We start from the raw sequence: 20,996 nt of genomic DNA, 5'->3' as shown, positions 1-20,996 counted from the left end.
CGATGTTGAGACGGGCGACCGACACCGACCTGCCGAGCATGCTCGCGTGGCGCAACCAGGAGGCGAACCGGTCGGTGAGCATCAACCAGCATGTGATCACCGCCGAGGAGCACGCCGCCTGGTGGTCCCGGGTCATCCAGGATCCGACCCGGCGGGTGCTGATGTTCGAGTACGCCTCCCGCCCGCTCGGGGTGGTGACCTTCTTCGACCACGACCCCGTCGCCAGGTCGGCGTCCTGGGGCTTCTATCTCGACCACGACGGCACCACCGCCGACGGCACCGCGCTGCTGGCGTGGACCAAGATCATGCGTGAGGCCGTGGCGTACGCCTTCGCCCTCGAGCCGGACGGTCTCGACATCGACCTCCTCGAGGGCGAGGTGCTCCCCCACAACGAGGCCGTACGCACCATGAACCGCCGGCTCGGGTTCACCGAGGGCGAGCCTTACGAGCAGACCGTCGACGGCGGCTCCGTGACCGCGATCCCGGTCCGCCTGCACCGCGACGACCGACCCACCCGACGTTCCGGCAAGGAGCAGTGATGACCACCCACGAGATCGCCGTCGGCGACCGGAAGATCGGTCCCGGCCACGAGCCGTTCGTGATCGCGGAGATGTCCGGCAACCACGGCGGCGACCTGGAGCGGGCGCTCGACATCGTCCGGGCCGCGGGCGAGGCCGGCGCGCACGCGCTCAAGATCCAGACCTACACCGCCGACACCATCACCCTGGACGTCGACACCCCCGCCTTCCGGCTCTCGGCGGACCATCCGCTCTGGCCCAACCGCCGCCTCCACGAGCTCTACGAGGAGGCGCACACGCCGTGGGAGTGGCACGAGCCGATCTTCTCCCTGGCCAGCGAGCTCGGGATGGTGCCGTTCAGCGCCGCCTTCGACCCGACAGCTGTCGACTTCCTCGTGAAGCTCGGGGTCCCGATGCTGAAGTCGGCCTCCTCCGAGATCACCGACCTGCCCCTGGTCCGCGCCATTGCCGAGACCGGGCTGCCGACGATCATCTCCACCGGCACGGCGACGCTCGCCGAGATCGACGCGGCGGTGCGTACGGCACGGGCGACCGGCAACGAGGACCTCGTCGTGCTGGCCTGCACGGCGTCCTACCCGGCGCCTCCGGAGGCCTCCAACCTCCGCGGGATCCCGGTGCTGCGCGACGGGCTCGACGTCGCCGTCGGCCTCTCCGACCACACGCTCGGCATCGGCGCCTCGGTCGCGGCCGTCGCGCTCGGCGCCTGCGTGATCGAGAAGCACATCACGCTCTCGCGCGCGGACGGTGCCGTCGACTCCGACTTCTCCCTGGAGCCGCACGAGTTCGCCTCCCTGGTCAGCGAGACCAGGATCGCCTGGCAGGCGCTCGGCGAGGCCCGGATCGGCCCGAAGTCGGCCGAGCGCGAGGGCCTGCGGTTCCGTCGTTCGCTCTTCGTCACCCGCGACGTACGCGCCGGGGAGAAGGTCGGACCGGACAACGTACGCTCCGTCCGCCCCGCCGACGGGCTGCCGCCGGGCGACGTGGACATCGTCGTCGGGCGCACCTTCACCCAGGACGTCCCGGCCGGCACCCCGCTCAGCTGGGACCTGGTCTAGATCGCTCTGACCCGGTCGAGGGCCAGGAGCGCGTCGGCGACGCGCGCCGGCCCTCGGCCGTCGACCGTGGCCCAGCAGGCGGCGCGCAACCGCTCCCGGAGGCGTACGTCCCCCAGCAGGTCACGCATCCGGGCCACGGCCACCTCGGGGTCGCCGTCGAGCTCGGCCAGGGTGGCGATGCCCACGGCCAGCCGGTCCTCGTCCATCCGGACGTACGCGTCCCGCTGGTTGTCGGCGACGCAGACGAACCCGACCGCCGCGCCGATGCAGAAGAGCTCCCAGGCCGAGGTGCCGGCGGCGCTGAGCACCACGTCCGCGTCGGCGACGAGCTCGGCCAGGACGTCGGTCTGCCCGATCACGTGGACCGCCTGACCCGGCGCCGGCACGATGCCGGCGATCTCCTCGGCGAGCTCCGGGGTGGCCGCGATGGCGGTCAGCTCCACGGCGATCCCGGTTCGCACGACCAGGCGGGCGACCCGCGGGGAGACCCCGAAGGCGTCCGTGCCGCCGAAGAACGCCAGCACCCGCAGCGGCGTGTGCTCGTCGGCGGCTGCCTTGGGCGCGCTCGGACGCTGCCGGACGATGTCACGTCGCTGCTGGGCGTAGTCGAGCCCACCGAGATGCCGGGCACCCTCGGGGAGGACCCACGCGGAGGCCTCCGCGCCGAGGTTCTGGTCCAGGTAGAGGTCGGCGACCCGGTCGCCGGGATCGCCGTCGGTGAGCGCCAGCAGCGGCCAGCGTTCCCGCAGCTCGGCGTAGACCGATGCCGGGAGGAGGTAGGAGTCCACGACCACCGACGACGGCTCGAGGCGGGCGAGGACGTCGCGCACATCGCCCTGGCCGGGCGACGCGATCTCGATCCCCCGCCGCCGCACCTGCTCGGCCGCCCAGGGCACCCGGTCGAGGTCTGCGACCACCACGACAGACATTCCGCGCGCGACGAGCTCCTCCCCGAGCGCCAGGCAGCGCATGACGTGCCCGATCCCGACCTCGGGTCCGGCGTCGCACACCATCGCCACCCGGAGACGTTCGTCGTCGGGCGATCCCATGGACATGTCTGCGCAACCTCCCGGATCCGTCCGTTTCTGGCGAACGGCATATGTCACCTTTTGCGCGCCGTATCGTTGGCGCAGCAGATGAGGCCCAGACTAGAGAGCATCCCTGTGACCGTGCCGAATTCGGAAGTCCGAGAGTCCCCCGCCGACCATCCTCTCGATGGCGCCAGCATCCTGGTCACCGGCGGGACCGGCTCGTTCGGAAAGGCGTTCATCCGCCATGTCCTCGACCACCTCAACCCGCGGCGCGTGATCGTCTTCTCACGCGACGAGCTCAAGCAGTACGAGTGCCGTCAGCTGTTCGGCAACGACCCGCGGCTTCGCTGGTTCATCGGAGACATCCGCGATCGCGACCGCCTGCACCGGGCGCTCCACGACGTCGACTACGTCGTCCACGCCGCGGCGCTCAAGCAGGTCGACACCGGGGAGTACAACCCCTTCGAGTTCATCAAGACCAACGTCCTGGGCTCGCAGAACGTCGTCGAGGCCTCGATCGACGCCGGCGTGAAGAAGGTCGTCGCCCTCTCCACCGACAAGGCCTCCTCGCCGATCAACCTCTACGGCGCGACCAAGCTGACGGCCGACAAGATCTTCATCCTCGGCAACAACTACGCCGCCTCCTACGAGACCCGGTTCTCCGTGGTGCGCTACGGAAACGTGACCGGCTCGCGCGGGTCGATCATCCCGAAGTGGAAGGCGATGGCCGAGCGCGGCGAGCCGCTCGGGATCACCGACATGCGGTGCACCCGGTTCCTGATCACGCTGCCGCAGGCGGTGCAGATGGTGCTCGACACCTTCGAGCTCATGCAGGGCGGCGAGCTGCTCGTCCCGCACATCCCCTCCCACAAGGTCGTCGACCTGGCGAAGGCGGTCGCACCCGACGCGACCTTCGTCGACATCGGCCTCCGCCCCGGCGAGAAGCTCCACGAGGAGATGATCAGCCCGGAGGAGGGCCGCCGCGCGGTCAGCATCCACGACGGGAAGTACTACGTGATCGAGCCCGAGAACCCGCAGTGGGGCTACAAGCCGATCATGGACGCCGTGCCGGTCCCCGACGGCTTCCACTGCGCCTCGGACAAGAACGACATCTGGTACGACGCCGAGGATCTGCGCACGGTCCTGGAGTCGGGGATCTGAGCATGCTTCCGTACGGCCGCCAGTCGGTCTCCGAGGAGGACATCGAGGCAGTCACGGCGATCCTGCGCGGCGACTGGCTCACCACCGGGCCGACGGTCACCGCGTTCGAGGAGGCGCTCTCCGACGTGGTCGGCGGGCACCGGGCGGTCTCGTGCACGTCCGGCACCGCTGCACTCCACATCGCCTACGCCGCCGCAGGGGTGGGTGCCGGCGACGAGGTCGTCACCACGCCGATGACCTTCGTCGCGACCGCCTCGGGAGCCTCGCTGCTCGGCGCGAAGGTCGTCTTCGCCGACGTCGATCCGGACACAGCGCTGATCGACCCAGCAGCCGTCGATGCCCTCGTCACCGACAGCACCAAGGTCGTCGCTGCCGTCGACTACGCCGGCCATCCGGCCGACTACGCCGCGCTGCAGCCGATCGCCGACCGGGTCGGTGCGCTGACGCTGGCCGACGCGGCCCACTCGATCGGTGGCTCGTCCGGTGGGCGCCCGGTCGGCGACCTCGCCGACCTGACCACGCTCTCGTTCTTCCCGACCAAGAACCTCACCACCGGCGAGGGCGGCGCCGTCGTCGCGAAAAACGCCGCGATCGCGCAGCGGGCCCACGAGTTCCACTTCGTGGGGCTGATGCGTGACGCCGACCGGTTCCGGATCGAGGACGAGGGGCCATGGCACCAGGAGGTCCACGAGTTCGGGCTCAACTACCGGCTCACCGATCTGCAGTGCGCCTTCGGCCTCTCCCAGCTCGCGCGGCTGGCCGGGTTCAAGCAGCGGCGGGCGGAGATCACCGCCCGCTACAACGCCGCGCTCGCCGACGTGGACGGGTTGCGGCTGCCGGTCCGGCGCGAGGGCGTCGATCCGGCCTGGCACCTCTATCCGGTGCGCATCCTCGAGGACCGCCGGCGCGAGGTCTTCGAGAAGATGCGGGCATCCGGCATCGGCGTACAGGTCAACTACATCCCGGTCTACTGGCACCCGGTCTACGCGGACCTGGGCTACCGGCGCGGGATGTGCCCGAACGCGGAAGCGTTCTACGCCGAGGAGCTCTCCCTGCCGCTGTACCCCGACCTGACCGACGACCAGGTCGACCAGGTCGTCGAGACCCTGATCGGCATCCTGTGAAGACCGCCGTCATCACCCAGGCACGGATGACCAGCACCCGCCTTCCCGGCAAGGTGCTGCGGGAGGCCGCGGGCGTCACGATGCTCGAGCATCACCTCGCCCGGCTCACCGCGGCCGGACTCCCGGTGGTCGTCGCGACGACCACCAACCTCGACGACGACCCGGTCGCCGTCCTGGCCGACAAGCTCGGCGCCGGGGTGGTCCGGGGCAGCGAGCACGACGTGCTGTCCCGCTTCGCCCTGGCGGTGCGAGAGTTCGAGCCCGACGTCGTCGTCCGGGTGACCAGCGACTGCCCCCTGATCGACGGCGATGTCGTACGCCGCGGGGTGGACGCCTGGGCCGCCGCCGGCGACCCCACGCTCTATGCCAGCAACGCCCTGGAGCGCACCTACCCACGCGGGCTCGACTTCGAGGTCTTCTCCGCCGAGGCGCTGTTGGAGGCAGACCGGCTCGCCACCGAGACTCCCCACCGCGAGCACGTCACCCCGTGGCTCTACACCGACGATGCCCGGCCCAAGCTCAACCTGCCGTGGGAGCGGGACGCCTCGGCGTACCGGATCACGCTCGACACCCCCGAGGACATGCAGCTCCTGCGGATCCTCATCGAGGAGCACGACGCGCATCGTCTCGACGCCGCCGGCCTCGTCACGCTCCTGGAGGCCCATCCCGAGCTGGTCGGGATCAACGCTCAGATCGAGCAGAAGAAGCTCGGCCAGTGAGCCTCGGCCAGTAGGATTCGTGACCACGCGGGACGTCGCGCCGCACCCCATCCCAGCAGCGACATTTGGAGCGTTGCATGCAGAAGACTCTGATCGTCCATTCCGGCACCTTCAAGACCGGGAGCACGGCGATCCAGTCCTTCCTAGCCCGCGCCAGCAGGGAGGGGAACCTCCCGCCCGAGGTGGCCTATCCGACGATCGGCCGCGGCGAGCACAGCATCCAGCACCAGAACCTCTACTCCCAGCTGGTCGGCGAGGTGCTCTTCATGCCGGCTCTCGGCACCTGGGAGCAGCTCGTCGAGTCGATCGCCTCCGGCAGCGCCGAGACCACGGTGATCTCGTGCGAGTCGTTCTCGCTGCTCCAGCCCGAGCACATCAGCGCGATCGGCGACTACGCGCGCCAGGCGGGCGCGCAGGTCCGCTGGGTCCACTACGTCCGCGACCAGGCCACGTTCTACAACGCGTTCTACGTCGAGCGGCTGATGGTGATGCGACCCGAGCACGCCGAGCTGGTCGATCTGCCCTTCGAGGACTTCCGTGAGTGGTCGCCGCTCGACATGAGCTTCCTCCACTACGGACAGTTCGCGGAGACCATCACCACTGCCATCCCGGACGTCGATCTCCGGCTGCGCCCGTTCATCCGCAAGGAGCTGCGCGACGGCAACGCCGTCACGGACTTCCTCAGCACCTGCGAGCTCCCGATCAAGGGCACCGGCGCCGCGTCGAGCAACGTCGGGTCCGGCTGGCGGACCGTCGAGACCGCACGGCACATGGCTCCGATCGTGGCGGCCGCACCGATGCGGGGCCGGCTCCGGGGCGCCGACTCCTGGAAGGCCACCCGCTTGCGGTGGATCCAGATCCTCCGGGGCGAGTTCGTCACCAAGGCCACCCAGCTCGGCTGGAACGACACCAGCGCGGTCTACATGACCCCCGAGTTCCGCCAGGAGCTTCTCGACGACTACCGCGAGGACAACCTCCTCATCGGCAAGCTCGGCGGCTTCGCCTTCACCGAGATGATCGAGCAGAGCAACTTCCCCGCCTACAACATCGGCGACTACGCCGAGATCCCGGGCGACGAGGTGATGCAGGTCGTGAAGCTGGTCATGCAGGGGCTGCACACGATGCCCGAGGAGATCCAGCAGGAGGTCGAGGAGGCCCGGGCCCGGCGCCGGGAGGCGACCCCGCCCTCACGACGGGAACGGCTCCGCGCCCTCCTGCGCCGTTGATTCGGACCTCAGCGCAGGTCGAACACGGAGTAGAGCCCGCCCTTGAAGCGCGGCTGGCCGAGCTCGCGGCGGATGCCGGGGAGGTCGGCCTGATAACGGCGATCGACGACGAGCCAGTCGACCCCGTGCTCGTCGCGCAGCCTGCCGATCGTCTCCGGTGACGGACGCGTGATCGCCGCGTCGTTGGCCTCGAGCAGCTCCGGGTCCCAGAAGGGCAGGTAGGCCGAGTTGTTGAGGTCGGTCGACGGCTGCCCGACCACGAGCGGGTCGATGTAGGCCCAGCCCTCCACCAGGACCCGGCGCTCGGCGTACCCCGCGATCCAGAAGTTCCTGCGGTCGCAGTCGGGCACGGGCAGCCCGATGCAGTGGGCGTTGGTCGCGATCAGCTCGTCCGGCTGCGAGTGCTGGCGGACGAACCGTGCGGCGGCGATCCCACCCGGGCCGATGATGTCCGTGGCGGGAGCCCGGGAGAGCCAGGGGCCGGCCACCGCGAGCGCGGCGGTCTGCGGTGCACCGGCGAGGACGACTCCCAGCATCAGCGCCACGACCGACGGGATCGCCGCGATCGCGGCGCGCTTGGCGTAGACGAGCACCGCGCCGACGGCCACCGCCAGCACCAGCAGCCCGACGGCGAGCTGGGTCAGCAACGTCGGCGTGAAGACCGAGCCGGTGGCGGGCATCTTGCCGCCCATGATCAGCCTCACGGCCACGAGCGCGAGCCAACCCAGAGCGGCGCAGCCGATGATCCGCACCCCGTCGCGCCGCGACAGGTCGACCGGGAGGAGGTCCGAGAGCGCGACGGCGGTCGCCACGGCGAAGAACCCGGCGGCGCCCAGGAGGAAGTAGGCCTGGCTCAGCGCCGGGTGGCTCAGGACCATCAACGCCCCGGCCCCGGCGGCCCATGGGCCGATCAGGAACACGAGGTCGGGGCGGCGCCAGCCGCCGCGCACCAGGCCGATGATCAGCGGCACGGCACCGAGGACGAACCCGACGGTGAAGCAGATCCAGATCGACACCGGCGCGGACCCGGGGAGCGTCTCCCCCTCGGGCAGCATCAGGATGCCCAGCCGTTGGACGGTGCTCCCGTTGAGATCGATCGTCGTCGCCCGGGTGCCGCCGCCGTAGAACACCTGCTGCGCGACCAGGAAGACAGCGACGGCCGAGCCGAACAGGACCGCGAGAGTGCGGACCGTATGCCTGCGGCGCAGCACGGCCGCGACCACGAGCGCGAGGAGCAGACCGGCGATGACCGTCGGCAGGGCGGACGACTTCGCGCCGGCCACCGCGACCATGACGACCACCGTCAGCAGCCACGGCCGCCATCGCCACCGCTCACGCCGGATCATCTCGACGACCAGCACCATCAGGACCATCTGGAGCGGCATCACGAAAGCGTGCGTCGGGCTGTAGAACGCGCGGGTGACGGAGTCGAGGGCGAGCTGCGCAGGACTGACCAGGCTGGTCCAGCCGAAGAAGTCCGGAGTGGCACCCAGGGCGAGGACGAGGGCAGCGACGAACCCGGTCCACTTCCGTCCCGTGAGACGTGTGGCCGCGGCGTACGCTCCTCCGACGGTGAGCAGCACGAGCAACGCGATCGACAGGCTGCGCAGGAGCACGATGAGCTCGATGTGGGTGACCGTCGCCGCCGACGCCAGGTGGACGTAGACCAGCCAGTGGTAGAAGAGCGGGGTGCCCTCGACCCACGGCATCTGGCCGGGGAAGTGATGCAGCAGGTCGCCGGCGATGGCGAGGTGGAAGGGCTCGTCGACGTACGGCGCCCGCAACGCGTCGAGGGGTCGGTAGGTCCACATCTGCTTCGTGACCAGAAGAACCTGTACGCCCGCCACCGCCGCACCGGCCCACGACCACAGGTGCGCCGGTCCGACCACGACCGGACCGACCCGTCGACGGCGCCGGACGACGACCAGCGTCACGACGAGCACCGCGACCGGGTAGCCGTAGATCAGCGAGGTGAGGTCGGTCGCGCGCAGCAGCACGTAGAGCGGGGCCTCGAGGACGAGCCCGAGGATGGTGCCGAGCACCAGGTCGTTGCCGAGGCCCGGCCCCGGCTTCGCGACCGCTCGCCACACCACCGTGCCGGGGAAGGTGAGGAACGCCAGGACGTACCCGGTGAAGAGCAGGGCGTCGCCGAGAGCGACGCCGGCCACGACCATCGCGAGGACGAGGGTCACGCCCACGACGAGCACCCCGGGGAGCAGACCTGACCAGGCGGCTCCCGGGCGCACACTGCCCGAGAGCGTGCGGTCCGAGGATGGCTGTGCGTCAGGTGCGACGCCCACGGTTGCCGGGTCTGCAGTCACGCGGGCGATCATGCCAACAAAACGCCTACATGGAGTACACCCAAGACCCTCCGAATGCGCTATTTTCCTAGGCGATGTCCCTCACCCACACCGTCTCCGTCGTCATCCCGGTCTACCGGGGCGCCGAGACGCTTCCGGACGTGGTGAGCGAGATCGTCGACCTCGCCGAGCCGTTCGTCACCCCGGACGGGCAACAGGGGCGGGTCACCGAGATCCTCCTGGTCCACGACCACGGCCCGGACGCCTCCGATCTCGCCATGCGACAGCTCGCGGAGAAGTACGACATCGTTCGGCCGATCTGGCTGAGCCGCAACTTCGGCCAGCACGCCGCGACCCTCGCCGGCCTGGCCTCGTCGGGATCGGACTGGATCGTCACCATGGACGAGGACGGCCAGCACGACCCGGCCTACATCCGGCCGATGCTCGACACCGCGCTGCGGGAGCGGGCCGCCCTGGTCTACGCCCGCCCCACCAACGCCGCGCCCCACGGTCCGCTGCGCAACCTGACCTCACGCGGCTCGAAGGTCGTCATCGACCGCCTGATGCCCGGGGGAAGCGCCCGGCAGTTCAACAGCTTCCGCCTGATCCTCGGCGAGTACGGCCGGAGCGTGTCCGCCTACGCCGCCAACGGGGTCTACCTCGACGTCGCCCTGAGCTGGGTGATCTCGGACGTGGCGACCTGCCCGGTGGAGCTGCGCGAGGAGGGTGAGCGGCCCTCCGGCTACAACTACCGCTCCTTGATGTCGCACTTCTGGCGGATGGTGCTCACCGGCGGCACCCGGCTGCTGCGTGCGGTCAGCATCTGCGGAGCCCTGCTCGCTGCCTCCGGCATCGTTCTCGCGGTCGCGCTGGTCGTCGCTCGTCTCGCCGGCGGGGTCCCGGTCCAGGGCTGGACCTCGTTGATGGCCGCCGTGCTGGTCTGCTCCGGCGCCATCATGCTCACGCTGGGCGTGATCGCCGAATACCTCGGTGTCTCCGTCAACATGGCCATGGGCAAGCCGCTCTACGTCATCGTCAGCGACCCCGCGAACGGCCCGCTTCGCGAGGGCCCCCGACCCGGTCGCCCCGAGTGACCGGCGCGCGATATCCGTCCCGACCGCCCACGCTCGTCGTCGGTGGTGGGGGCCTGCTCGGCCGCCACGTACGCACCGCCTTCGAGCGCTCGGGCGCGTCCGTGCGTACGACGAGCGTCCCATGGCACGACCCGGTGGCCGCTCGCGCCGTCCTGAGGTCCGAGCTCGCCGCCTTCCTCGACTCCGCGCCAGACGGCCGCGTCAACATCGCCTGGTGTGCCGGCGCGGGGTTCGTGGCCACCCCGGCGGACGAGCTCGAGGCCGAGGTGTCCCTCTTCCGCGACGTACTCGACGACCTCCGCCCGGCTCTACGACCCACCGTTCGGCTGGCGTTCTTCTTCGCGTCCTCCGCCGGCGGCGTCTACGCCGGCTCGGCCGATCCGCCGTTCACCGAGCTCTCCGAGCCTCGCCCGCTGGTGGCGTACGGCACGGCCAAGCTGGCCATGGAGGAGGCTCTGACCGCGTTCTGCGACGAGACCGGCTCCGTGGCGCTTCTCGGCCGGATCACCAACCTCTACGGGCCCGGCCAGAAGCTCTCCAAGCCCCAGGGCCTCGTCTCCCAGCTGTGTCTGGCTCAGCTGCGCGGCACGCCGCTGCCGGTCTGGGTCTCCTTCGACACCATCCGCGACTATCTCTACGTCGGCGACTGCGCCGAGATGGTCGTCGATGCCCTCGACGGCCTCGACGAGCAGGTCCAGCGGACCGGATCGAACGCTGTCGTCAAGATCTTGGCCACCGGCACCGGGGTGACCCTCTCGGCTGTGATCGGAGAGACCAACCGGGTCTTCAGACGACGGGCGCGGCTGCGCATCCCGGGCGCCGGCGCTCCCGGCCAGGTACGCGATCTGCGCGTCCGCAGCGTCGTGTGGCCCGAGCTCGACCAACGGACGCAGACACCCTTCGCCGTCGGCGTGCGTCGCATCGCCGACGAGATCGCACTGGCCTACGCTGCTGCTACCTCCGCCCCCGGCCACAAACATCAGTCGACCCACGTGAGCGAGGTCTCCATCCGATGACCGAAACGGGCATGCTGCTGGGCACCAGGTCCGGCGGCTCTCCCTCGATCGCCCAGAGCGACTACTGGTGGTACCGGGCGCGCACCCGGATCCTCGAGACCGTCATGAAGCCGTACGTCGGGACCCCGCGTCGCCTGCTCGACGTCGGCAGCGCCGACGGGCCGAGCGTCACCTGGCTCCGAGGCACCGCCGAGCACCACGTCTCGCTGGACGTCGACCCGCGTGGCCTCGCCGACGGCGGCGTGTGCGGCTCCGCGACCGGACTGCCCTTCGCCGACGCCTCCTTCGACGTGGTCGCGGCCTTCGACGTCATCGAGCACTGCGATCCCGAGGCCACCGCCCTCGCCGAGATCCAGCGCGTCCTCGCCCCCGGCGGCCGCCTGCTGATGTCCGTGCCGGCGTACAACTGGGCCTGGACCAGCCACGACGACCACAACCACCACCACCGGCGCTACACCCGGCGGCGGGCGGTGGCGGCGGTCAGGGCAGCCGGACTGTCACCCGTGCGAGCGACGTACGGCTTCGCAGGGACGTTTCCGATGTTCGCCGCCCAGCGCCTGGTCACCCGGTTCCAGGAGCGCGGTCCGGCCGGCGCCCGGCAGCTTCCCGACGGCGGCGTCGCACCGCTCCCCGAGGTCTCCCCCACGGTCGAGAAGGTCCTGCTCGGCGCCACCCGCATCGACGAGCGCCTGTTGCCCCGGCTCGATCTGCCGTTCGGGTCCTCGGTGCTCGTGGTGGCGGTCAAGACCGACCGAATCCGTTCGCTAGATCTCGGAGACTGAGACTTGGACACGAGCAATCACTGGTACGGGCACGCGCACATCCTCTCGGAGTACTGCGGCCTCTCCTTCGAGGAGCCGCGCCCGATCTGGGGAGTGCTCCAGCACGGCTGGAACCTTCTGCACGGCTTCGGCCCTGGCCACGCGCCGCCCTACGGCTTCCCCAAGTTCGTCTGGTCCCACGCGAACCTGCGCCGCGGTCAGGCGGCCGGCTGGCGCGACTACGCCGTGATCGGCGCCCCGTGGAACTACCTGCTCGAACTCAAGAAGGACGTCGAGCCCATTCCCCCGGCCGACGAGCGCGAGGGCACGATCTTCTACCCGTTCCACACCTGGGACCACGGTGAGGTCAGCGGTGATCACGACCGGCTGATCGCGGAGATCCGCGACACCGAGGACGGCCCGGTGACCGTCTGTCTCTACTGGATCGAGTACGACATGCCGGAGATCCGCCGCCGCTACGAGGACGCCGGCTTCCGGGTCATCTGTCACGGCAAGCGAGGCACGCTGCGCCAAGGCACGGACATCCGCTTCCTCCACAAGCAGTACGCGGAGCAGATCCGGCACCGCCGGGTCGCGTCGAACCGGCTGACCACGGCGATCTTCTACGGTGCGTCGGTCGGTTCCGAGGTCGCGGTCTACGGTGACCCGATGACCTTCGCCGACGTCCGGGACGCCAGCGTCCGGGACGGGAACGAGCAGGCCAGGCGTCTGTTCCCCGAGTTCCACGGGGTGGAGACCGACGCAGAGGAAGTACGCGCCACGACCGTGCGCGAGCTCGGGCTGGATGCGATGGCGTCGCCTGCCGAGCTGCGCGCGCTCTTCGGATGGGAGATCACTGCATGAACGACATCGACACGAAGGTCGCCGGCTACAGCGTCGTCTCCGGTGACATGTACGACTGGTCCGACATGGCCGGCACCCGTCCGCTCCCCCGCGGACCGGTCCTGACCCGGTTCGCGGTGGCGACGGCGAGCGGCGCGGCGCACCTGCTCGTCGTCGGCCCGCACGACCTCGACCTGCTCGATGCGGTCGTCGACCGGGCCGTGACGACGACCGTCGTCCTCCGCACGCATGCCGATGCCGAGCTCGTCGCCGAGCGCTACGCCGCCAGGTCCGTCGACGTCGTCTGCGGTGATCTGCGGGCGTGGATCCCCGACCGGCCCGTCGACGCCGTGCTCGCGCTGGACGGGCTCGGCCGGGTCGCGACGATCGACGCCGATCCGGCGGACTGGCGCGCGCTCTGCGAGCACCTCGCCGGCATCGCACCGGGCGACTCCCGCCTGGCCGTGGTCGTCCCCAACCCGGGATCGCCGCTCGCCCAGCTCAGGGCCGTCACCCCGGAGGCATCCGACGAGAACGCCGACTGGTCGTTCCCCGTCCACGATCGCGGGAACCCGGCGAGCCTCACGGACGCGAGCGCACGGTTCGCGGGTCGCGGATACACCCTGTGGCCCGACGTCGATTCGCCATCCTTGGCCGCAGCTCCCGACGTCTGCTCGGTGGCGCTCGCGATCGCTCACGGCCGCCCCTCCGACACCCCCACGCTGCGCGAGGTCCAGCCGGCGCTGGGTCAGGCGCTGGACGCGTTGGGGACCGCGGCGGCTGCCGGCGGCTGGCTGGTCACCCGGGGCCTCAACTCGACCCCGACCGTCCTCGGTGTCGACCGGACGGGTGAGGAGACGTCCTGGACGGCTGCCGACCGGTCCTGGCTGCTCGAAGCGATGCGCGACTCGGCCCGCCGGGACGCGGCGGCCCTTCGCCGTCACGTACGCCGGCTGCACGACGCCGTGGCCGGCGCCCCCGAGCTCTGGTGCGGTCTTCAGGTCGACGAGATCGGCCTCGACGCGGACCGCGTCGTCCCTGTCCACGAGTCGACGGTGAAGCTCGCCGAGTCCGCCGACGAGATCCTCGTGGGGCTGCTGGACGAGCTCGCCGCCTACATCTGTGTGGCCGGCTGGCGTCACCCCTGGCCGGCCGGTCGCGGCCGGGACGAGCTCACCGTCCTGCTCGCGGCGACTCTCGACCTCGCGGTGACTCCGGCGGAGGTCCGCCGCGTACGTCAGCAGCGCGAGTCCGCGCTCTCCTCCACCGGCATGACCCCCGTGGTCGCAGACCCTCGGACGACGCCGGACGCCGACCCGGGCGAGCTGAAGAAGCTGATGGACGAGAACGAGGCGCTGCGTGGCCAGGTGACCTGGTTCAAGCAGCAGATGCGTCAGCGTCAGACGATGACCCACGAGGTCCGCACGGCAGCCCGGCGCGACGTCACCTCACTGAACAGCCGCATCAAGGAGCTCGAGGAGCAGCTGAGCGCTCGGCAGGCGTCCTCCGTGAACCGAGTCGCCCGGCGCGCAACGGCCGTCCCCGGACGGGCGCGTGCCGGCGTCGGACGCGTCCCCGGGGCCCGGCGTGCGGCCCGACTGCTCAGAAGGGTCCGCGCCGCGATCCGACGCATGGCCAGGCGCTAGGGCTTGGCTCCAGCAGGCGTCAGCCGGTCACGCGTCGACGGGCGTGGCCGGCGCGAGCCGCAGGTGGATCTCGTCCGACCAGCCGAACTCGAGCTTCGCCGCCTCGGCCGCGGCGGGCTGGGGCACCCGCTCGCTGAGCTCACGGGCCACGACGACCGGCTTGTGCTCGCGGCCGTCCAGCAGCGACCACATCGTCGTCTCGCAGGCACCGTGCTCGACCGCCGTGCTCCGCAACGCACCCGCGGGCACGGTGATCAGGAAGACCCCGTCACGGTCGGCCACGTCCAGGGAGACGTCGAGGGGCTTCTCCGGGGTCGGCCAGGTGCGGAGCACCGCACCGGCCGACGCCAGGCGGGGACCGTCCGGACCACGCAGGATGAGATCCTCGCCCTGCCACCAGGCGTCGTGGACCACGGGACGGTCGGGCGTCGCGGTGATGACGAAGGAGCCGTTCGGGTCGCGGGTCGCGTTCACCGCGCGCCCCTTCATCAGAGATCGAGACCCGAGGAAGTCCGGGTGCACGGGTAGCGGGGACGTACGTCCCTTCCGGGTCAGCTTCACCCGGGTCGGCACGATCTCCTCCATGGGCATGTCCAGCCCGGACCGCTCGAGAACGGCGCCGACGGACACCGTCACCCGCCACGGGGTGATGCCCCGCTCGCCCCGCTCGCCGATCGTCAACGGGTGGGTCGTCTCCGAGCCACCGCGGCCGGTGAGGGTCAGCTCCGCACTCGCAGGAGGAGCGCCACGGAACGCGCCGCGGATCTCGATCTCGTCGCCGAGGTCCGTGGCGTGATCGACCCACGCGTCCGGAAGATCGCGAACGGTGACCCCGAAGCCCCCGGGGAGGCGTCCCGGGCGACACCAGCGGTTGCCGATGCGCCGCCAGCCCTGCCAGCGCTCACGGCCGTCGCCCGACGTCGTCACCTGGATCACGTCGCGGAGATCGCGGTTGCGGATCCCGATCATGAGGCGCCACTGGCGATCGCCCGCCAGCTGTGACGGATCGATGCTCAGCTCGAGCGTGGACCTGTCCACCTGCCCGAACGCGATCGCCCGTGGTCGAGCGACATGATCCACCGGAACCCTGACACCGGCAGGGCTCTCCAGCCACACCTTGAAGCGGGTTCGGGGTGCGAGCGCGAGGGTGTTGGCACCGATGTTGATCCGGACCTCGATCCGGGAGCCGCTCCACCACGCCTCGGTCGCCACGGCCTTGGCCTTCATGTAGGCAGGAGCCAGGCGGAACACCGAGTCGGGGACGCCGACCGCGGCGTCCTCGAAGGAGGGGAGCCTCGCGTACCAACCGTCCCGCCGACGGGCGAGCGGAGCCTGGGTGCCGTTCGTGGCCCGATAGCGGGTCAACGCCGTCAGCGCGTCCCGCTGACGGCGCCGCAGCAGGTCGAACACCAGTCGCTCGAACGGGCCCTGACGATCGAGGATCTGATCGTCGATCCGTGCCAGGTAGCGCGCGGCGAGGTCGAAGATGCGTCCGGCCTCGTCGGCCGGATGGTCCTCGATGGATCGGGCGAGCACCTGGACGTCCGTCGCCGTGAGATGCGACTTCACCAGGTCGGCGAGGTAGGGGGCCTGCTCCTCGACCATCTCGAAGAGCATCTCGGCCGAACGTACGCGGTCCTCGAGGTTGTCGAGATGCCAGTGGCTCTGGGTGATCGACGCCTCGCCACCGTCGCGCTGGCGCCAGTAGTAGACGGGGTCGGCGAGGATGTCGACCTGACGGGCGCGGATGTGCGCGGCCAGGGCAACCGGATAGTCCTCGTAGAGCATGTCCGGGTAGCTGAGGCCGGCGGCGTCCCAGAAGTCGCGCCGGTAGACCTTGTTCCAGATGTAGCGGTCGATGCCCAGGATGTGGGTGCGACTGCAGTGCGTCGCCCTGCGGGCGGTGACGAACGGACGACGGTGGGACCACGACTGCCACACCGACACCGAGTCGAAGCGGCGAGCGTTGCCCGCGACGAAGTCCGACCCCGTCTCGGCCAGCGTGTCGGTCATGAGCTCGTAGGCGTACTCCGGCACGTAGTCGTCGGCGTCGACGAAGGCAAGCAGGTCGCCGTGACTGTTCTCGACGCCGATGTTGCGCGCAACACCGACACCGACCTTCGCCGAGCGGACCACCCGGAATCGGGGATCGCTCGAGGCGAACCGATCCGCGATCTCCGCGGAGCCGTCGTCGGACGCGTCGTCGACCATGACCACCTCGAAGTCCGAGAAGGTCTGGGTCCGAAGCGACTCCAAGCAGGTCTGGAAGTAGGGCGCCACGTTGTGGAACGGGATGACGATACTCAGCGCAGCCTGCGACACGCTCTCAGCCAACGCGGTTCCCGTCCTCGAGCCGTCGCAACCTCTCCTCGAAACGCATGGCTGCGGTGATGCGGGCGCGCACCTGCTCCTGCTGGCGCTGGATCTCGGCCCAGATCGAGGCGGTGTCGACGTCGCCGCCCGCCGCAGCGGTGGTCGCGATGTTGCCCCGCTCGACGGTGTCGCGCAGGGTCTCCAGACGCGCCTCGAGAGCAGCGACCTGCGGGCTGACCCGGGCCAGCTCACGCTCGAGGTCCGCGATGCGCTCGCGCTGCCGATCGGTGATCGCGCGCAGCTCCTCGATGATGGCCCGCGACTCCTCGGCGTCGGCAGCGGACCGGACCTTCTTGATGACCTCGCCGCGCAGTCGCTTCAACGCCATAGAGATACCCGTTCCTCCTTGAGCCAGTCAGTCATCACACGCGCCTCTGCCTCGATCCGGTGCTCCGGTGCCACCGGCGACGACCCACCGACCTGGTAGACCCACTCGGTCTGGCCGGGATTGTCGATGAACGAGAACCCTGACATCCGGATGTCGGCCTCCGGGAACAGGTTGACCGCCAGCCACGCGGCCGTGAAGCCGGTGGTCGGTGCGAGCCGCTCGGTGCGCCAGGGGATGTCGAGCTCGTCGCCGATACGAGGAAGCACCTCCGCGTTGGGGAGAGGTACGAAGCCCAGATCCGTCGGCCAGGACATCGGCCACACCTCGGGGCGGCCGTGGAAGCGCATCGGCTCGGCGAGGAGGTAGAGGCGCTCGCGGTAGCGGTCGAAGGTGAACCGCGTCGGGCGGGTGATCCGGTTCCAGATCACGACGTCGGCCCGCGACCCCTGGCAGCGCGGCTCTCCGGGGACATCCAGCACGAAACTGTTGACCCGGATGACCAGGTCGGAGTCGTCGATCGCCTGGGCGCGTTCGTCGCTGGGCCCCAGGGGCGCATTCCCGAGCACCGCGACCGAGGTCACCGACGACCTCTTCGCGTAGGTGGCCATCAGGTCGCGTAGGTAGGCGAGGCCTTCAGTGATCGTGACTGCCCGTTCGGCGATCAAGGTCACCGGATTCCCCTTTCCAACGACCCGTGTCGCAGCCTCATCGCAGAGCGCGGAGACGCGACGGTCGCGTTACCCGTTCGGAAAAATCATAACGAGCGAGCCCCTCGACAGTTACCCGGCCGAGTATCGATTTCGGCATCGCGGCGTACTTTCACGCGTGCCGACGCAGGTCGCGATGATGATGTTGGCGCTTCGTCACCATCTGTACATCTGTGTGCCATGCGCCGGTCAGGCGGACTGAGCCCCGGTCCAGCTGCTGCGCTCGGCCTCCAGCTCGGCGCGCACGGCGTCCAGCTCGGACTCGAGCTCGGCGACCCGGATCGCCGCCTCGGCGGCATCGGCCTCGACCGCCTGGAGACGGGCCTCGAGCTGCTCACCGCGGAGCTCGGCCTGGGCGGCCCGGCGGGCCTCCTCACCGCGGCGGCGGACAGCTTCGGCGGCACGCTGATGAGCAGCGGCCAGGGCGGCCTCAAGCTCCTCGACGGCCTGGACGCGGTCGGCGAGCTTGGCGCCCATGTGCGCGCGGAACTCGGCATTCTCCTCGGCGCGTTTCTCGGACTCGACGCGGTAGGCCTGAGCCTGTTCGGCGCGGTCACGCGCCCAGTCGCGGCGGGTCTGGAGGAGCTCGGAATGGGTGATCTTGGTAGCGGCAGCGCCACAGGCGAGCCCGAGAACGGCAGCGAGCACGACGACCAGCCAGGACCCGGAGGCCACCGCGGCGGTGATCGTGATGGCGGCCAGCGCCAGCAGTGCTACAGCGACCGTCAGGCGTGTGCTGCGCTGACGCCTGCGTGTGACTGAAGTTGCGGATGGGGAAGGCATGCTTCCACGGTACGGCTAGTTTTCATCCGGTTTGCGGACCCGGCACGCGTGTTCGAGGAGTCGCGAGGCGATCACGATGGCGATCCCGGCGACGGCCGCCAGGGCCGAGCGAACCAGTCGCTCGCCCGCGGCCGTGCTGGCGTCGTAGCCCAGCCAGCTCACCGCGTAGCCGAGATAGCCCCCGGCGAGGAGCGCGCCTACCAGGGCGCAGGCGCGGGCGAGCACGAGCCGGTTGACCGCCTGGTGCGCCTCGATCCGCTCGCCGCGTACCTGCAGCTGGCGGTGGGTGATCCAGGCGGTCACGCCCAGGGCGCCCGCGATCAGCAGCAGCACCAACGGCTGCGCCCAGGTGACGACCGGGGCGACCCCGCGCCAGGACTCCAGCACGGGATGGGCCAGCCAGCCACCGACGATTCCGATGACGGCCCACGCCGTGATCGCTCCGCCCGACATCGGGCGGAGCCGGCGCTCGTCGTCAGCGGGATCCTTCTCCGGACCCTGGTCGGGGTCCTCCGGTGCCGTGCTCAGATCCGGCTCAGAGCTCGAGGACGAGATCGTCGCGGCGGGTGATGCCGGTCTGGTCGGACTGCTCGAGCAGCTCGGAGATGGGACCGACGCCCGGAAGGTCGGCGGCGGGCTCCAGGTCCAGCCACGGCTTCAGCACGAAGGCGCGCTGGTGGGCACGTGGGTGCGGCAGGGTCAGCGACTCCTCCTCGAGGATCTTGTCGCCCACCGAGATCACGTCGATGTCGAGCGTGCGCGGCTCGTTGAAGATGCCGCTGCGCGAGCGACCGTAGGCGTCCTCGATGGTGAGCGCCCGGTCGAGCAGGCGCGCCGGGGTGAGAGTGGTGTCGGCCAGCACGATCGCGTTGAGGTAGAGGTCGGAACCCTCGGGAGAGTTGACCGGCTCGGTCTCGTACACCGGCGAGATCGTCGTCACCCAGACGTCCGGGGTCTCGGCGAGCGTGTTCAACGCGTCCTGCAGGTTTGCCAACCGGTCACCGAGATTGGAGCCCAAGGACAGCACCGCCCGCCGGATCGGCCGCATCTCCCCGGTGAGCGTGTCGGCGTCGATGATGTGCGGGTTGGGTACTTCTGTCACGTGCTCTGCCTCCGGGTGATCGTCAGGGTGACGTCTTTGAACGTCGCTTCGATAGGCGCCCCCGGTTTGTGAACCGTAACACGTACCCAAAGTGCGCGGATGTCTGCAAGGCAAATGTCCGCGATCCGCTGGGCAAGCGTTTCGATGAGGTCCACCGGGTCGCGCTCAACATTGGTTTTGACCGCCATCGCGAGACTTCCGTAATCCACGGTGTCTTGCAAGTCGTCCGTCGCCGCCGCCTTGCGGGAATCGGTGCCGATGACCAGGTCGATGATGAACTTCTGCCCCTCACGGCGCTCGAAGTCGAACACCCCGTGGTGTCCGTAGCACTCCAGACCGAGGATCTGGATTTCGTCGGCTGGTTCCTCAATGTTCATCCGATACTTCCCAATCTCACTGCCGCCGCGAGGGTGTCCTTCGCGGCACGTACGTCATGAACACGTGTCGCCCAGACACCGCGTTGCGCCAGGAAGACGGTGATCGCGTCGTGGGCGCTCTCCCGCTCGGTCACGGGACGGAGCGTGCCATCGGGGGCGGCCAGCAGGTGGCCCAGGAACGTCTTGCGGCTCGCCCCGATGAGCACCGGGAAGCCGAGCTCGTGGAACTCCTCCACCCCCGCCAGCAGCCGCCAGTTGTCGTCGGCCGTCTTGGAGAAGCCCAGGCCGGGGTCGATCACGATGTTGTCGTCCTGGATCCCCGCGGCACGCGCCGCCTCGATCCGCTGCTCCAGCTCCTGCTTGACCGTGGCGACCACGCCGTCGGCGTAGACGAGATGGTCCTCGTGCTGCATCTCCGCGCCGTGCGCGCGCCAGTGCATCACGACGTACGTCGCACCGTGCTCGGCCGCCACCTTCAGGATCCCCGGGTCGGCCAGGCCGCCCGAGACGTCGTTGATGATCTTCGCCCCGGCCTTCACCGCCGCCGCCGCGACCTCCGGGCGCATCGTGTCGACCGAGAGCGTCGCGCCCTCGGCAGCCAGCGTCTCGATGACCGGCACCACCCGGGCCAGCTCGTCGGCCACCAACGGCCTGGTCGCACCCGGACGGGTCGACTCACCGCCGATGTCGAGCAGATCCGCACCCTGCTCCAGCAGCTCATGGCCATGGGCCACCGCATCATCGGTCGCGAAGAACCGTCCCCCGTCGCTGAACGAGTCGGGCGTGACGTTGACGATCCCCATGACCTTCA

Annotated in this window: 21 protein-coding genes; 11 read left to right on the top strand and 10 right to left on the bottom strand. The window is 70.1% G+C overall.

The features are described from left to right. The first annotated feature begins 2 nt into the window (after positions 1–2). Both ACFVDI_RS14550 and pseI read left to right on the top strand, forming a co-directional pair. Positions 3–539, top strand: coding sequence for a GNAT family N-acetyltransferase (locus ACFVDI_RS14550; protein WP_378906111.1), 537 nt, complete (start codon positions 3–5; stop codon positions 537–539). Beyond that, positions 539–1,594 (top strand): pseudaminic acid synthase, encoded by a 1,056-nt coding sequence (gene pseI / locus ACFVDI_RS14545; protein WP_378906109.1) that lies wholly within the window; start codon positions 539–541, stop codon positions 1,592–1,594. The genes ACFVDI_RS14550 and pseI overlap by 1 nt, the downstream gene beginning before the upstream one ends. Here pseI and ACFVDI_RS14540 read toward each other — a convergent pair. Next, a complete protein-coding gene (locus tag ACFVDI_RS14540; protein ID WP_378906107.1) occupies positions 1,591–2,649 on the bottom strand; it encodes a PseG/SpsG family protein in 1,059 nt (352 codons plus the stop codon). The two genes, pseI and ACFVDI_RS14540, sit on opposite strands and share 4 nt — an antisense overlap. 114 nt (positions 2,650–2,763) lie before the next feature. Here ACFVDI_RS14540 and pseB point away from each other — a divergent pair, with 114 nt between their 5' ends. The 4 genes from pseB (at position 2,764) to ACFVDI_RS14520 (ending at position 6,855) form a co-directional block, all read left to right on the top strand. Beyond that, complete coding sequence (gene pseB / locus ACFVDI_RS14535; protein ID WP_378906105.1) at positions 2,764–3,786, top strand: UDP-N-acetylglucosamine 4,6-dehydratase (inverting); 1,023 nt, start codon at positions 2,764–2,766, stop codon at positions 3,784–3,786. A gap of 2 nt (positions 3,787–3,788) precedes the next feature. Continuing rightward, entirely contained in the window at positions 3,789–4,910 is a 1,122-nt protein-coding gene (locus ACFVDI_RS14530) for a DegT/DnrJ/EryC1/StrS family aminotransferase (protein ID WP_378906103.1), read from the top strand. After that, complete coding sequence (locus ACFVDI_RS14525) at positions 4,907–5,629, top strand: cytidylyltransferase domain-containing protein (protein ID WP_378906101.1); 723 nt, start codon at positions 4,907–4,909, stop codon at positions 5,627–5,629. Before ACFVDI_RS14530 ends, ACFVDI_RS14525 begins: the two co-directional genes overlap by 4 nt. A 77-nt stretch (positions 5,630–5,706) precedes the next feature. Beyond that, positions 5,707–6,855, top strand: coding sequence for a hypothetical protein (locus ACFVDI_RS14520; RefSeq protein WP_378906099.1), 1,149 nt, complete (start codon positions 5,707–5,709; stop codon positions 6,853–6,855). Between the two features lie 8 nt (positions 6,856–6,863). Here the strand turns inward: ACFVDI_RS14520 and ACFVDI_RS14515 are convergent, their stop codons facing one another. Then, on the bottom strand, positions 6,864–9,176 hold the full coding sequence (locus ACFVDI_RS14515; protein ID WP_378906097.1) for a hypothetical protein: 2,313 nt from the start codon (positions 9,174–9,176) through the stop codon (positions 6,864–6,866). 74 nt (positions 9,177–9,250) lie between these two features. Between ACFVDI_RS14515 and ACFVDI_RS14510 the strand changes: the two genes are divergently transcribed. From ACFVDI_RS14510 to ACFVDI_RS14490, 5 genes are read left to right on the top strand one after another with little or no spacing between them, the layout of a single operon-like run. After that, complete coding sequence (locus ACFVDI_RS14510; RefSeq protein WP_378906095.1) at positions 9,251–10,249, top strand: glycosyltransferase; 999 nt, start codon at positions 9,251–9,253, stop codon at positions 10,247–10,249. Beyond that, positions 10,246–11,265 (top strand): NAD-dependent epimerase/dehydratase family protein, encoded by a 1,020-nt coding sequence (locus ACFVDI_RS14505; protein ID WP_378906093.1) that lies wholly within the window; start codon positions 10,246–10,248, stop codon positions 11,263–11,265. The genes ACFVDI_RS14510 and ACFVDI_RS14505 overlap by 4 nt, the downstream gene beginning before the upstream one ends. After that, complete coding sequence (locus ACFVDI_RS14500; protein WP_378906091.1) at positions 11,262–12,047, top strand: class I SAM-dependent methyltransferase; 786 nt, start codon at positions 11,262–11,264, stop codon at positions 12,045–12,047. Before ACFVDI_RS14505 ends, ACFVDI_RS14500 begins: the two co-directional genes overlap by 4 nt. A 3-nt stretch (positions 12,048–12,050) precedes the next feature. Beyond that, positions 12,051–12,890 carry a hypothetical protein gene (locus ACFVDI_RS14495; RefSeq protein ID WP_378906089.1) on the top strand — a complete coding sequence of 280 codons (840 nt, stop codon included), beginning with the start codon at positions 12,051–12,053 and terminating at the stop codon, positions 12,888–12,890. Then, positions 12,887–14,515 (top strand): hypothetical protein, encoded by a 1,629-nt coding sequence (locus ACFVDI_RS14490; RefSeq protein WP_378906087.1) that lies wholly within the window; start codon positions 12,887–12,889, stop codon positions 14,513–14,515. Before ACFVDI_RS14495 ends, ACFVDI_RS14490 begins: the two co-directional genes overlap by 4 nt. A gap of 27 nt (positions 14,516–14,542) precedes the next feature. Here the strand turns inward: ACFVDI_RS14490 and ACFVDI_RS14485 are convergent, their stop codons facing one another. The 8 genes from ACFVDI_RS14485 to folP all read right to left on the bottom strand — a co-directional run bounded on the left by ACFVDI_RS14485 (position 14,543) and on the right by folP (position 20,988). After that, positions 14,543–16,837, bottom strand: a complete 2,295-nt coding sequence (locus ACFVDI_RS14485) for a glycosyltransferase (RefSeq protein ID WP_378906085.1) — start codon at positions 16,835–16,837, stop codon at positions 14,543–14,545. A 4-nt stretch (positions 16,838–16,841) separates the two neighbouring features. Next, positions 16,842–17,216 carry a hypothetical protein gene (locus ACFVDI_RS14480; RefSeq protein ID WP_378906083.1) on the bottom strand — a complete coding sequence of 125 codons (375 nt, stop codon included), beginning with the start codon at positions 17,214–17,216 and terminating at the stop codon, positions 16,842–16,844. Next, the gene (locus tag ACFVDI_RS14475; RefSeq protein ID WP_378906081.1) at positions 17,207–17,887 is read right to left on the bottom strand and encodes a hypothetical protein; all 681 of its coding nucleotides are present in this window, start codon (positions 17,885–17,887) and stop codon (positions 17,207–17,209) included. The genes ACFVDI_RS14480 and ACFVDI_RS14475 overlap by 10 nt, the downstream gene beginning before the upstream one ends. A 225-nt stretch (positions 17,888–18,112) precedes the next feature. Continuing rightward, positions 18,113–18,706, bottom strand: coding sequence for a hypothetical protein (locus tag ACFVDI_RS14470; protein ID WP_378906079.1), 594 nt, complete (start codon positions 18,704–18,706; stop codon positions 18,113–18,115). A 15-nt stretch (positions 18,707–18,721) separates the two neighbouring features. Beyond that, the gene (locus tag ACFVDI_RS14465; protein WP_378906077.1) at positions 18,722–19,159 is read right to left on the bottom strand and encodes a DUF3180 domain-containing protein; all 438 of its coding nucleotides are present in this window, start codon (positions 19,157–19,159) and stop codon (positions 18,722–18,724) included. 82 nt (positions 19,160–19,241) lie between these two features. Beyond that, positions 19,242–19,808: a 2-amino-4-hydroxy-6-hydroxymethyldihydropteridine diphosphokinase gene (gene folK, locus ACFVDI_RS14460; RefSeq protein ID WP_378906075.1), complete on the bottom strand. Its 567-nt coding sequence runs from the start codon at positions 19,806–19,808 to the stop codon at positions 19,242–19,244. Then, positions 19,805–20,185: a dihydroneopterin aldolase gene (folB, locus tag ACFVDI_RS14455; RefSeq protein ID WP_165109446.1), complete on the bottom strand. Its 381-nt coding sequence runs from the start codon at positions 20,183–20,185 to the stop codon at positions 19,805–19,807. The genes folK and folB overlap by 4 nt, the downstream gene beginning before the upstream one ends. Continuing rightward, the gene (gene folP / locus ACFVDI_RS14450; RefSeq protein WP_378906196.1) at positions 20,182–20,988 is read right to left on the bottom strand and encodes a dihydropteroate synthase; all 807 of its coding nucleotides are present in this window, start codon (positions 20,986–20,988) and stop codon (positions 20,182–20,184) included. The genes folB and folP overlap by 4 nt, the downstream gene beginning before the upstream one ends. Positions 20,989–20,996: the final 8 nt, after the last annotated feature.

It is taken from the genome of Nocardioides sp. NPDC057767, from assembly GCF_042798275.1.
GTDB lineage: Bacteria > Actinomycetota > Actinomycetes > Propionibacteriales > Nocardioidaceae > Nocardioides.
The sequence above is the reverse complement of the archived record's forward strand: the minus strand, read 5'-3'. Positions and strand labels throughout refer to the sequence as shown.